We start from the raw sequence: 12375 nt of genomic DNA, 5'->3' as shown, positions 1-12375 counted from the left end.
TGGCGCTGCGCGCCTGCGAGGCGCAGCTCGCCCAGACCGAGCTCGACGCCGCCTCGCGCGCCGAGACCGCGCGGCTGACCGAGCTGTCGGCCAAGGCCGGCTTCCAGGCCCCGGCCAGCGCCGACCTAGCCCGCGCCAGCGCCGCGCAGGGCAACGCCACGCTGACGCAGCAGCGCGCCGCCTGCGACCTGGCGGTCAAGTCGCTGGTGGCGCTCACCGCGCTGCCCGAGCCCGAGCTGCGCACGCAGCTGCAGGCGCGCCGCGCCTCGCTGCCGAAGCCGGCGCAGCTCGGCGTGGCCGCCGTGCCGGCGCAGGTGCTGGCGCAACGGCCCGACCTCGCCGCTGCCGAGCGCGAACTCGCCGCCGCTCTGGCCGACGTGAGCCAGGCCCGCGCGCAGCGCTATCCACGCATCGCCCTGGCCGGCAGCATCGGCCCCTCGCGCTTCGAAACCGGCGGCGTGAGCAGCAGCGGCACGCTGTGGAGCGTGGGCCCGGTCAGCGTGAGCCTGCCGATCTTCGACGGCGGCGTACGCCGCGCCAACGCCGCTGCCGCGCAGGCTGCCTACGACGCCGCGGCGGTTCGTTACGCCGCCCGGCTGCGAACGGCGATACGCGAGGTCGAGGACGCGCTGGTCGCGCTGCAGAGCACGGCGGCACGCGGCGAGGATGCGCGCACCGCCGCTGAAGGCTTCGAGCGCAGCTACCGCGCTGTCGAGTCGCGCTACCGCGGCGGCCTGGCCAGCCTGTTCGAGCTGGAAGACGCCCGCCGCAGCGCCGTCGCCGCGCAGGCCGCGCTGATCGAACTGCAGCGGGAACGCGTTGCCGCCTGGATCTCTCTGTACCGATCGCTCGGCGGCGGCTGGACCACCGAAGAGCCCGCCCAGGCCCAGACCGAAGCCCAACCCCGCAGCTGAACGACACCGGCCGACCGCCCACGAAGCCCGACGCCTCCACTGGACCCACCACCATGCCCAGCTCCACTCGCCTCCTGCTCGTTGCCACGCCGATCGCCGTGGCCCTGACCGCCCTGGTCGTCACGCTGGCCGTGCACGCCGCCGACAAGCCCGCCGCAGCCGCCCCGGCCAAGCCGGCGCTGACGGTCACCGTCACGTCGCCGCAAGCGTCCACCGTGCCGCTGAAGATCGCGGCCAACGGCAACGTCGCCGCCTGGCAGGAAGCCAGCATCGGCACCGAGGCCAACGGCCTGCGCCTGGCCGAGGTGCGCGTCAACGTGGGCGATGTCGTCAAGCGCGGCCAGGTGCTCGCCACCTTCGCCGCCGACACCATCGCCGCCGAGCTGGCGCAAACCCGCGCCGCCGTCGCCGAGGCCGAGGCCACGCTGGCCGAAGCCAGTGCCAACGCCCAGCGGGCCCGCGAACTGCAGGCCACCGGCGCACTGTCGGCCCAGGCGATCAACCAGTACCTCACCGCCGAGCGCACTGCGCAGGCGCGCCTGGAAGCGCAGCGCGCCGCGGCCAAGACGCAGCAGCTGCGCCTGGCGCAGACCCAGGTGCTGGCGCCCGACAACGGCGTGATCTCGGCGCGCAGCGCCACCGTGGGCGCGGTGCTGCCGGCCGGCCAGGAGCTGTTCCGACTGATCCGCGGCGGCCGGCTGGAGTGGCGCGCCGAGGTCGCGGCGGCCGATCTCGCGCAGCTCAAGCCCGGCCTCGCCGCCGCCGTCACACCGGCCGGCGGCACGCCCATCGTCGGCAAGGTGCGCATGGTCGCGCCGACGGTCGACCCCGCCACCCGCAACGGCATCGTCTACGTCGACCTGCCGCAGCCCGGCACCGCGCGCGCCGGCATGTTCGCGCGCGGCGAGTTCGAGATCGGCCAGTCCCAGGGCCTGTCGCTGCCGCAGAGCGCGGTGCTGCTGCGCGAGGGCTTCAGCTATGTGCTCAAGGTCGGCCCCGACTCCAAGGTGCAGCAGGTCAAGGTGAGCACCGGCCGGCGCTGGGGCGAGCGCGTCGAGATTACCGGCGGGCTGGACAAGAACGTGCGCGTGGTCGCGGCCGGCGGCGGCTTCCTCGGCGATGGCGACCTGGTCCGCGTGGTCGACGCGGCCCCCGCCGCCGCGCAGCAGACGGCCTCGAAGTAAGGAGCGCGCCATGGCGATCAACGTCTCGGCCTGGTCGATCCGCAACCCGACCCCGTCCATCCTGCTGTTCCTGATGCTCACGCTGGCGGGCCTGATCGGCTTCCAGTCGATGAAGATCCAGAACTTCCCCGACATCGACCTGCCGATGGTCTCGATCACCGCCGCGCTGCCCGGCGCCTCGCCGGGCCAGCTCGAAACCGAGGTGGCGCGCAAGATCGAGAACTCGCTGGCCACGGTGCAGGGGCTCAAGCACCAGTACACGACGATCCAGGACGGCACCGTCTCGATCACCGCCGAGTTCCGCCTGGAGAAGCCACCCCAGGAGGCGGTGGACGACGTGCGGGACGCCGTCTCGCGCGTGCGCTCCGACCTGCCGGCCGATCTGCGCGACCCGGTCATCAAGAAGGTCGACCTCGCCGGCACGCCCATCCTCACCTACACGGTCGCCTCCGCGCAGATGGACGACGAGGCCCTGTCGTGGTTCGTCGACAACCAGGTCACCAAGGCGATGCTGTCGGTGCGCGGCGTCGGTGCCGTATCCCGCGTGGGCGGCGTGTCGCGCGAGGTGCGCGTCGAGCTCGACCCGGCGCGGCTGCTGGCGCTGAACGCCACCGCCGCCGACATCTCGCGCCAGCTGCGCAGCGTGCAGCAGGAGGCCTCCGGCGGCCGCGCCGACCTCGGCGGCGCCGAGCAGTCGGTGCGCACCATCGCCACGGTGCAATCGGCCGCGCAGCTCGCCGCGATGGAAGTGGCGCTGTCCGACGGCCGCCGCATCCGCCTCGACCAGGTGGCCAAGGTGCACGACACCGTGGCCGAGCCGCGCTCGGCCGCGCTGCTCGACGGCAAGCCGGTGGTCGGCTTCGAGATCGTGCGCTCGCGCGGCGCCGGCGAGATCGAGGTCACCGACGGCGTGCGTGCCGCGCTCGACAAGCTCAAGGCCGAGCACCCCGACATCACCATCACCGAGGCCTTCAACTTCGTCGACCCGGTGCAGGAGAACTACGACGGCTCGATGAAGCTGCTTTACGAGGGCGCGCTGCTGGCGGTGCTGGTGGTCTGGCTGTTCCTGCGCGACTGGCGAGCCACCTTCGTCTCGGCGGTGGCGCTGCCGCTGTCGGCCATCCCGACCTTCTTCGTGATGTGGCTGATGGGCTTCTCGATCAACGTGGTGACGCTGCTGAGCCTGTCGCTGGTGGTCGGCATCCTGGTCGACGACGCGATCGTCGAGATCGAGAACATCATGCGCCACCTGCGCATGGGCAAGACGCCCTACCAGGCGGCGATGGAAGCGGCCGACGAGATCGGCCTGGCGGTGATCGCCACCACCTTCACGCTGATCGCGGTGTTCCTGCCCACCGCCTTCATGAGCGGCGTGGCCGGCAAGTTCTTCGTGCAGTTCGGCTGGACGGCGGCGATCGCGGTGTTCTTCTCGCTGGTGGTGGCGCGCATGCTGACGCCGATGATGGCGGCCTACATCCTGAAAGCCCCGAAGCACGAGGAGAAGGAGCCGCGCTGGATCACCACCTACCTCGGCTGGGCGCGGTGGTGCCTGAAGCACCGCTTCCTGACACTGCTCGGCGCGGCGGTGTTCTTCGTCGGCTCGTTCGCCCTGGTGCCGCTGCTGCCCACCGGCTTCATCCCGCCCGATGACCTGTCGCAGACGCAGGTGACGGTGACGCTGCCGCCGGGCAGCACCCTGAAGGAAACCTACGCCGCCGCCGAGCAGGCGCGCGCGCTGGTGCAGAAGAACGAGCACGTGAAGCTGGTCTACACCGCCATCGGCGGCGGTGCGGCCGGCTCCGACCCGTTCGCCGCCGGCGGCGTGCCCGAGGTGCGCAAGGCGGTGCTGACGATCAACATGACGCACCGCAGCGACCGCCCGGGCCTGTCCAAGCAGGACATCGAGGGCCAGCTGCGCGAGGCGCTGGCCGTGCTGCCGGGCGCGCGCGTGAAGGTGGGCCTGGGCGCCTCGAGCGAGAAGTACGTGCTGGTGCTGGCCGGCGAGGACGGCCGCGTGCTCGGCGCGCATGCCGCGCAAGTGGAGCGGGAGCTGCGCACCATCCCGGGCATCGGCGCGGTGACGTCGACCGCCAGCCTGGTGCGGCCGGAGCTGATCGTGCGGCCCGACTTCGCCCGCGCCGCCGACCTCGGCGTGACCTCGCAGTCCATCGCCGACACGCTGCGCATCGCCACCAACGGCGACTACGACCAGGGCCTGCCCAAGCTCAACCTCAGCCAGCGCCAGGTACCGGTGGTGGTCAAGCTCGCGGAAGACGCGCGCGCCGACATCGACCTGCTCTCGCGCCTGCCGGTGCCCGGCGCGCGCGGACCGGTGCCGCTGTCCAACGTGGCCACGCTGGCGCTCGATTCCGGCCCGGCCGAGATCGCCCGCTACGACCGCATGCGCAACATCAACTTCGAGATCGAGCTCAACGGCCAGCCGCTCGGCGAGGTCGAGCAGGCGGCGCTGGCACTGCCTTCGCTGAAGAACCTGCCGCCGGGCGTGATGCAGACCTCGGTGGGCGACGCCGAGGCGATGGCCGAGCTGTTCGCCAGCTTCGGCCTGGCCATGGCCACGGGGGTGCTGTGCATCTACGTGGTGCTGGTACTGCTGTTCAAGGACTTCGTGCAGCCGGTGACCATCCTCGCCGCGCTGGTGCTGTCGATCCCGGGCGCGTTCCTGGCGCTGTTCGTCACCCAGTCGTCGCTGTCGATGCCGTCGATGATCGGCCTGATCATGCTGATGGGCATCGCGACGAAGAACTCGATCCTGCTGATCGACTACGTGGTGCTGGCGCGGCGCGAGCACGGCCTGTCGCGCTGGGAGGCGCTGCTCGACGCCTGCCGCAAGCGGGCGCGGCCGATCGTGATGACCACCATCGCGATGGGCGCCGGCATGATGCCGATCGCGCTGGGCATCGGCGTCGACCCGAGCTTCCGCGCGCCGATGGCCATCGTCGTGATCGGCGGCCTGATCACCAGCACCTTCCTCAGCCTGCTGGTCATCCCGGTGGTGTTCACCTTCGTCGACGACCTGGTGCAGTGGTTCGGCCGCCTCGTCCATCGGCGCCGCCCCGCGGCGAGCGCGCTGCCGGCGGCGGGAGCACAGTCATGAAGCGGCGAGCCTGCTTCGCGCTGCTGCTGTCTGCTGCGCTGGCGCCGGCAGCCTGGGCCGACGGCGCCGCCGGCTTCACCACGCTGGACCTCGACTGGCACGACGGCGCCCGGCAACGCCCGGTGCCGGTGCGCCTGTACCTGCCGGTGCAGGCCGACGCCGCGCGTCCGGTGCCGCTGGTGGTGTTCTCGCACGGCATCGGCGGCTCGCGCATGGGCTACCGCTACCTCGGCGAGCACTGGGCGGCGCAGGGCTACGCCAGCCTGCACCTGCAGCACGTGGGCAGCGACCGCAGCCTGTGGGGCGGCAACCCGTTCTCGCTGGTCGACCGGCTGCAGGGCGCGGCGCAGGACGGCGAGGCCATCGCCCGCGTGCTCGACCTGCGCTTCGCGCTCGACACGCTGCTGGCCGGGCCGCTGGCGCCGCGCATCGACGCCACGCGCATCGTCGCCGCGGGCCATTCCTACGGCGCCAACACCACGCTGCTGGCCGCCGGCGCCCGGCTTGAACGACAGGGCCTGACCGTCGACTTCCGCGACCCGCGCATCAAGGCGGCGATCGTGCTGTCGGCCCCGCCCTTCTACGGCGAGAGCGACCCGGCGGGCATCCTCGCGCACGTCACCGTGCCGACGCTGCACGTGACCGCCACCGAAGACGTGATCCGCATCCCCGGCTACTACTCCGATGCGCAGGACCGCGTCAGCGTGTTCGAGGCCACCGGCAGCCGCGCCAAGGCACTGGCGGTGTTCGAGGGCGGCTCGCACAGCATCTTCACCGACCGGCGCGGCACCGGCGGCGCCACGCTCAACCCGCAGGTCAAGGAGGCGACTCGCGCGCTGTCGGTGGCCTTCCTGAAGCGGGTGTTCGAGGGCGACGAGGCTGCGATCCGTCAATGGCCGGCGCAGTTTGCCGGCATCGTCGCGCGCTTCACCCGCAGCGGGCTGTAACCTCGCGCGGGTGGACTCCGCCCGCGACCTGACGCTCGAGCAGCACCGCACGATGGTGGCGGCGCTGCAGGCCACGCTCGGGCCGCAGACCGAGCGCATCGAGACGCACATCTCCACGCTGCTGCTGCACGGCGGCTTCGCCGACAAGCTGCGCAAGCCGCTGAGCCTGCCCTTCCTCGACTTCGCCAGCGCCGCCGCGCGCCGGCGCGACTGCGAGGAGGAACTGCGCCTGAACCGGCGCACCGCGCCGCAGCTCTACCTGGAGGTGCGGCCGGTGCGGGGCTCGCCCGAGGCCCCGCGCATCGGCGAGCCGGACGAGAGCGACGGGGCGATCGACTGGCTGCTGCGCATGCGCCGCTTCGACAACGACCAGCTGCTCGACCGCCTGGCCACGCACGGCGCGCTGGCCGACGGCGACATCGACGCACTCGCAAGCTGCGTGGCCGACTTCCACACCGCGCTGCCCGCCTCGCCGGCCGCCTGGGGAGATCCGGCCGGCGTGCTCGCCTGGGCGCGCGCCAACTTCGCCGCGCTCGGCGCCCGGGCCCCAACGGACCTGCACGACTGGACCGAACGCGAGTTCGAGCGCATCGCGCCGCTGCTGGCGCTGCGCCGCGCACAGGGCTTCGTGCGCGAAGGCCACGGCGACCTGCACCTGGGCAACATCGTGCGTGTCGATGGCGAGCCGCTGCCCTTCGACGGCATCGAGTTCAACCCGGCGCTGCGCCACACCGACACGATGGCCGACGCCGCCTTCGTCTTCATGGACCTGTGGCGCCACGGCCTGCCGCGCGGCGCCTGGCGCTTCGCCAGCGGCTACGCCGAGCGCGGCGGCGATTTCGCCGGGCTGGCGCTGCTGCCCTTCTTCGCCGTCTACCGCGCGCTGGTGCGTGCCCAGGTGGCGGCGATCCGCAGCGACGACGACGCGCTGCAGCGCGACCTGCGCGTGGCCGGCGCGCTCGCCCACCTGTGCCGCCCGCGGCCGCTGCTGCTGCTGACCTGCGGCCTGTCGGGCTCGGGCAAGAGCACGGTGGCGCTGGAGCTGCTGCAGGGGCTCGGCGCGGTGCGCGTGCGCTCCGACGTCGAGCGCAAGCGGCTGGCCGGCCTGGCGGCCACCGCACGCCCCACGCCGGAGCAAACCGCACGGCTTTACGGCGCCGCGATGACCCGGCGCACCTACGCGCGGCTTGGCTCGCTCGCCGGCACGCTGCTGGCGGCCGGGTTGAACGTGATCGTCGACGCGGCGGCGCTGCGCCGCCACGAGCGCGACGACCTGCGTGCCCTCGCCGCGCTGCACGGCGCCGACTTCCGCCTCGTCGAGTGCGTGGCCCCGGAGTCGGTGCTGCGCGCACGCATCGCCCGCCGCGCCGCCGCGGGCCTCGACGCCTCCGACGCCGGGCAGGAGGTGCTCTCGTTGCAGCTGCGCGTCTGCGAGATCCCGGCCTCCGAGGAGGCCGCGCTGCGGCTGGACACCGACGCCGACCGCGCGACCGTGGCGCGCCGCTGCGCGGCCCTGGTGAGACGACTCTGAAAGCGGCTGCCCGCCCTTGATCTTGCGCCCTGCGTGCCCACGTGCGTGCCAGGAGATTGCCATGACACCGTCCACCGTCCGCCCCGCCGCCGTCGCCGGCCTGTTCTATCCGGGCCAGGCCGCGGTGCTGCGCACGCAGATCGACGGTGAGCTCGCCGCCGTGAAGGCCGGGTCGACGCAGCTCCCGCCGAAGATGCTGCTGGTTCCGCATGCCGGCTATGTGTACTCGGGGCCGGTCGCGGCGCACGCCTATGCCACCCTGGCCGGCGCACGCGGCCGCATCCGCCGCGTCGTGCTGCTCGGCCCGGCGCACCGGGTCGCGCTGCGCGGCCTGGCGGCGCCGACCGCCTCGGCCTTCGAGACCCCGCTCGGCCGCGTGGCCGTCGACCAGGCCGCGATCGCCTCGCTCGCCGATCTGCCGCAGCTGAGCCGCCGCGACGACGCCCATGCGACCGAGCATTCGCTGGAAGTGCAGCTGCCGTTCCTGCAGTCGTTGCTGGGTGACTTCACCCTGGTGCCGCTGGTGGTGGGCCACGCCTCGCCCGCCGAAGTGGCCGAGGTGATCGAGCGGCTGTGGGGCGGCGACGAGACGCTCATCCTGATCAGCTCCGACCTGTCGCACTACCTGCCCTACGCACAGGCCCAGGCGTCGGACCGCGCCACGATCGACCAGGTGCTGCACCTCGACCCCGCGCTGGCCCACGAGCAGGCCTGCGGCGCCACGCCGCTGGGCGGCGCGCTGCTGGCGGCGCGCCGGCACGGCCTGCAGCCTCGCCTGCTCGACCTGCGCAACTCCGGCGATACCGCCGGCGACCGCGCGCGCGTGGTCGGCTACGCCGCGGTGGCGTTCGAGTCCCCCGATCCGCTCGGCGCGGCGCTGCTTGCCCGAGCGCGCAATGCCATCGCCGACGCACTCGGCCTGCCCACCGGCCCGGAGCCGGGCCACCACGCGCTGGACGAACCCGGCGCCACCTTCGTGACGCTGCGCCGCGGCGGCGAGCTGCGCGGCTGCATCGGCACGCTCGAGGCCCAGCGCCCGCTGGCGCACGACGTGCGCCTGCACGCGCTGGGCGCCGCCTTCCGCGACAGCCGCTTCGCGCCGCTGGCCGCCTGGGAGTTCGAGTCGCTCGAGATCGAGGTCTCGCTGCTGGATCCCAGCGAGCCGATCGCCGCGTCCAGCGAGGCCGAGGCGCTGCGTGCGCTGCAGCCCGGTGTCGACGGCGTGGTCCTCGAGTACCGCGGCCGTCACGCCACCTTCCTGCCGCAGGTGTGGGAGCAGCTGCCCGCGCCGGTCGACTTCCTGGCCGCGCTCAAGCGCAAGGCCGGCCTGCCGGAGGACTTCTGGACCGAGGCGCTGCGCCTGGCGCGCTACCGCGTGCGCAAGTTCGCGGAGCTGCGACCGTGAGCGCACGCGACGACGCCGTCGACGGCACGCACCCGGCCCGGTGGTGGCACCGGCTGGACGATGGCCGGCTGCAGTGCGACCTGTGCCCGCGCGACTGCAGGCTGCACGAAGGCCAGCGCGGCCTGTGCTTCGTGCGCGCACGAGGAACGGGTGAACGGGGCGACGCGATGGTGCTGACCACCTACGGCCGCAGCTCGGGCTTCTGCATCGACCCGATCGAGAAGAAGCCGCTCAACCACTTCCACCCGGGAAGCGCGGTGTTCTCGTTCGGCACCGCGGGCTGCAACCTCGCCTGCAAGTTCTGCCAGAACTGGGACATCTCGAAGAGCCGCGAGATGGACAGGCTGATGGACGCCGCCTCGCCCGAGGGCATTGCCCGGGCCGCGCAGGACAGCGGCTGCACCAGCGTGGCCTTCACCTACAACGACCCGGTGATCTTCGCCGAGTACGCGATGGACGCCGCCGACGCCTGCCATGCCCTGGGCGTGCAGACCGTGGCGGTGACGGCCGGCTACATGCATGCCGAGCCGCGCCGCGCCTTCTACGCGAAGATGGACGCGGCCAACGTCGACCTGAAGGGGTTCACCGAGTCGTTCTACTTCCAGCAGACCGGCGCGCACCTCGCGCCGGTGCTCGACACGCTGCAGTACATCGTGCAAGACACCGATTGCTGGCTGGAGATCACCACGCTGCTGATCCCGGGCCAGAACGACGGCGACGCCGAACTGGACGCGATGACACGCTGGATCGCCGACCACCTCGGACCTGCGGTGCCGCTGCACTTCACCGCCTTCCACCCGGACTACCGGATGACCGACGTGCCGCCCACGCCGCGCGCAACACTGCAGCGCGCGCGCCGCATCGCGCTGGACAACGGCCTGCGGCACGTCTACACCGGCAACGTGCACGACCGCGAGGGCGGCACCACCTCGTGCAGCGGCTGCGGCGCGGCGCTGATCGAGCGCGACTGGCACGCCGTCACGCGCTACGAGCTCGACGCCGCCGGTGCCTGCCCGCACTGCGGCACCGCGCTGGCTGGCCGCTTCGGCACCGCCGCCGGCGGCTTCGGCCGGCGCCGCATCCCGCTGCGGATGGCGATGCGCTGACGCTGCGGCTCAGTGGTCCTCGAGCCGGGTGCCGGTGCCCTCGGCGAGTTCGCCGGTATCGGCGTCCACCCAGTCGGCCAGGCCCAGCTCCTGCTCGGCCTCCTGCAGCGTCTCGCCGGGTTCGGGCGCCTCGTCGCTGCCGGCGTTCATGTCGGCCAGCGCCTCCTCGGCGGTGGCGAAGGGGCCGAACTCCTGGTGGCCGTCGGGCGCGACCCAGTAGTAGCCGTCGGGGTGGCGCACCAGGCTGCCGTCGTCGGGCAGCGAGGTGTCGGCCAGCGACGCCTCGTCGAAGCCGGGCTCCGGCGGGGTGTTCAGCGTGGCTTTCAACGACTTCATGGCTGGCCCTCGGCAATCAACGGCCCCATCGTAGGCCGCTGGGCACGCCGCGTGTTGAACTGAATCAATCGGTCACCCGGGGTCGATCGGGCGCGGGCGCATACTCGGCGGCGTCACTTCCTTCGCCTGGAGGCCTCTCGATGCGCCTGTTCACGCTCGCCCTCGCCGCCCTGCTGTCGCTGCTGATGGCGGGCTGCGCCGCCCTGCCGGGGCGCGACCCGCTGCGCGTGGAGCTGGTCGGCATCGAGCCGATCGAGGGCCAGGGGCTGGAGTTGCGCCTGGCCGTGAAGCTGCGCGTGCAGAACCCCAACGACGCCCCGGTGGAGTACGACGGCACCGCGCTGGAGCTCGAGGTCAACGGCAAGACACTGGCCACCGGCGTGAGCGACCAGCGCGGCAGCGTGCCGCGCTACGGCGAGACCGTGCTGGTGGTGCCGGTGAGCATCTCGGCGATGAACGCGGTGCGCCAGGCCCTGGTGTTCACCGACGGCACGCCGCGCGAGGCCGTGCCCTACGTGCTGCGCGGCAAGCTCGCCGGCGGCGCCTTCGGTGCGGTGCGCTTCACGAAGGAAGGCTCGATCGCCCTCACCGCGCTGACGCGGCCGCCGCGCTGAAGCGCGCAATCTCGCGACGCGACAGCCGCTGCAGCGCGCACAGCGCGTCGTGGCCGGGCTCGCCGCCGCAGTCTTCCAGCAGCGCGGCGTGGCGCTCGCGCAGGTCGGCCTGCAGGCGCAGCAGCAGGTGCGCCGTCACCTCGGCGTCGGCCAGGGCGCGGTGGGCACGGCCGTTCTTCGGCAGGCCATGCCAGTCGGCCAGCGTGCCCAGGCGGTGGTTGGGCGCGTCGGGGTAGAGGCGGCGCGACAGCAGCATGGTGCAGGCGAAGCGGTGCGCCGGGTCGGCCTCGCACTCGGCGCGCGCCGCTTCGGCCAGCCAGAAGCCGCGGTCGAAGGCGGCGTTGTGCGCCACCAGCGGCACGCCGCGGGTGAAGCGCATCACCTCGTGCATCACCGCGCGTGCCGGCGGCGCATCGGCCAGCATCGCGTTGCTGATGCCGGTGAGCGCCTCGATGAAGGGCGGGATCCACGCGCCGCTGTTCATCAGGCTCTGGAAGCGGCCGACGATGCGGCCGTCCTCCACCAGCACCGCCGCCACCTCGGTGGCGCGCGATCCCATCGACGGCGACATGCCGGTGGTCTCGAAGTCGATGACCGCGATCGCGCCCATGGCCACGCTCAGATCGCGCCCACGCAGCCCGGCGCGCCGCAGCGGCAGGCGAGCCTGCCCTCGTGGTGGGTCTCGCCGTAGTTCACGGTGATCTCCTCGCCCGCGGCGATGTCGCGCATCGCGTAGAACTCCACGCGGCCCTGGCGGATGCGCAGCACCGCGTTGGGGCGGCAGGAATGGTTGGTATAGCGCAGCGGGTCGGCGGAGTCGGTGGCGTCGATGGCGCGCGTCTCGCTCACTTCGACGATCATGATGCGCTGCCGGCCCTTCGCGCGGCGCCGCGCCTCGCGCACGCTGATCGGCTCGCCGCGGATCTCGCCGATCTTGCGCCGCGCGGGCACCGCCTCGGCGGCGAAGGCGCCCTGGCCATCGATGCGGCTCGGCGCCACCTGCACGGCGTACTTCTGCGGATCGGCGGGCACGCCGCGCGGGCGGGTGACGGGAGCGGGTTCAGGGGCAACGGGCAGCGTGTCGAGTCGAGGCATGGGCGGATTGTCGCGTCAAGCCCCCGGCTCGAGGTTCGGGGCCGATTGCGCGCGCACTTTCTCACGCGAATGCCGGCGCGATGTCGAAATGGCGGTGCACGTCACGTCTTTTCGAGTTCATGGCCGAT

General features: G+C 72.9%; 11 protein-coding genes. 8 read left to right on the top strand and 3 right to left on the bottom strand.

Annotated elements, in window-relative coordinates; all coding sequences use genetic code 11:
* From AB7U92_RS10685 to amrS, 7 genes are all read left to right on the top strand, one after another.
* Positions 1-914 (top strand): efflux transporter outer membrane subunit (locus tag AB7U92_RS10685; protein WP_428576176.1); only part of this gene is annotated, 914 nt, incomplete at its 5' end.
* 53 nt (positions 915-967) lie between these two features.
* Positions 968-2098, top strand: coding sequence for an efflux RND transporter periplasmic adaptor subunit (locus tag AB7U92_RS10680; protein ID WP_428576175.1), 1131 nt, complete (start codon positions 968-970; stop codon positions 2096-2098).
* A 10-nt stretch (positions 2099-2108) separates the two neighbouring features.
* Positions 2109-5213, top strand: coding sequence for an efflux RND transporter permease subunit (locus tag AB7U92_RS10675; protein ID WP_428576174.1), 3105 nt, complete (start codon positions 2109-2111; stop codon positions 5211-5213).
* Positions 5210-6160, top strand: a complete 951-nt coding sequence (locus AB7U92_RS10670; protein ID WP_428576173.1) for an alpha/beta hydrolase family protein — start codon at positions 5210-5212, stop codon at positions 6158-6160. Before AB7U92_RS10675 ends, AB7U92_RS10670 begins: the two co-directional genes overlap by 4 nt.
* Before the next feature lie 10 nt (positions 6161-6170).
* Entirely contained in the window at positions 6171-7691 is a 1521-nt protein-coding gene (locus AB7U92_RS10665) for an AAA family ATPase (RefSeq protein WP_428576172.1), read from the top strand.
* Positions 7692-7752: 61 nt separating this feature from the next.
* On the top strand, positions 7753-9096 hold the full coding sequence (gene amrB, locus AB7U92_RS10660; RefSeq protein WP_428576171.1) for an AmmeMemoRadiSam system protein B: 1344 nt from the start codon (positions 7753-7755) through the stop codon (positions 9094-9096).
* A complete protein-coding gene (gene amrS, locus AB7U92_RS10655; RefSeq protein WP_428576170.1) occupies positions 9093-10202 on the top strand; it encodes an AmmeMemoRadiSam system radical SAM enzyme in 1110 nt (369 codons plus the stop codon). The genes amrB and amrS overlap by 4 nt, the downstream gene beginning before the upstream one ends.
* Positions 10203-10211: 9 nt before the next feature.
* Here the strand turns inward: amrS and AB7U92_RS10650 are convergent, their stop codons facing one another.
* Positions 10212-10538, bottom strand: coding sequence for a hypothetical protein (locus AB7U92_RS10650; protein WP_428576169.1), 327 nt, complete (start codon positions 10536-10538; stop codon positions 10212-10214).
* Positions 10539-10678: 140 nt separating this feature from the next.
* Between AB7U92_RS10650 and AB7U92_RS10645 the strand changes: the two genes are divergently transcribed.
* Positions 10679-11152 carry an LEA type 2 family protein gene (locus AB7U92_RS10645; RefSeq protein WP_428576168.1) on the top strand — a complete coding sequence of 158 codons (474 nt, stop codon included), beginning with the start codon at positions 10679-10681 and terminating at the stop codon, positions 11150-11152.
* On the opposite strand, the gene AB7U92_RS10640 is transcribed toward AB7U92_RS10645, so the two are convergent.
* Together AB7U92_RS10640 and AB7U92_RS10635 are read right to left on the bottom strand one after the other, a co-directional pair.
* Positions 11124-11762, bottom strand: a complete 639-nt coding sequence (locus tag AB7U92_RS10640; RefSeq protein WP_428576167.1) for a 3'-5' exonuclease — start codon at positions 11760-11762, stop codon at positions 11124-11126. The genes AB7U92_RS10645 and AB7U92_RS10640 overlap by 29 nt on opposite strands.
* A gap of 8 nt (positions 11763-11770) precedes the next feature.
* Positions 11771-12247: an SET domain-containing protein gene (locus tag AB7U92_RS10635; protein WP_428576166.1), complete on the bottom strand. Its 477-nt coding sequence runs from the start codon at positions 12245-12247 to the stop codon at positions 11771-11773.
* Between the last annotated feature and the right edge of the window lie 128 nt (positions 12248-12375).

Source organism: Piscinibacter sp. (assembly GCF_050175855.1).
Classification (GTDB): domain Bacteria; phylum Pseudomonadota; class Gammaproteobacteria; order Burkholderiales; family Burkholderiaceae_C; genus Piscinibacter.
This window is presented reverse-complemented; position numbering and strand designations above follow the sequence as displayed.

Coding starts and splice junctions, on each gene's coding strand:
- AB7U92_RS10680 (WP_428576175.1), top strand. CDS start 968: ATGCCCAGCTCCACTCGCCTCCTGCTCGTTGCCACGCCGATCGCCGTG.
- AB7U92_RS10675 (WP_428576174.1), top strand. CDS start 2,109: ATGGCGATCAACGTCTCGGCCTGGTCGATCCGCAACCCGACCCCGTCC.
- AB7U92_RS10670 (WP_428576173.1), top strand. CDS start 5,210: ATGAAGCGGCGAGCCTGCTTCGCGCTGCTGCTGTCTGCTGCGCTGGCG.
- amrB (WP_428576171.1), top strand. CDS start 7,753: ATGACACCGTCCACCGTCCGCCCCGCCGCCGTCGCCGGCCTGTTCTAT.
- AB7U92_RS10650 (WP_428576169.1), bottom strand. CDS start 10,538: ATGAAGTCGTTGAAAGCCACGCTGAACACCCCGCCGGAGCCCGGCTTC.
- AB7U92_RS10645 (WP_428576168.1), top strand. CDS start 10,679: ATGCGCCTGTTCACGCTCGCCCTCGCCGCCCTGCTGTCGCTGCTGATG.
- AB7U92_RS10640 (WP_428576167.1), bottom strand. CDS start 11,762: ATGGGCGCGATCGCGGTCATCGACTTCGAGACCACCGGCATGTCGCCG.
- AB7U92_RS10635 (WP_428576166.1), bottom strand. CDS start 12,247: ATGCCTCGACTCGACACGCTGCCCGTTGCCCCTGAACCCGCTCCCGTC.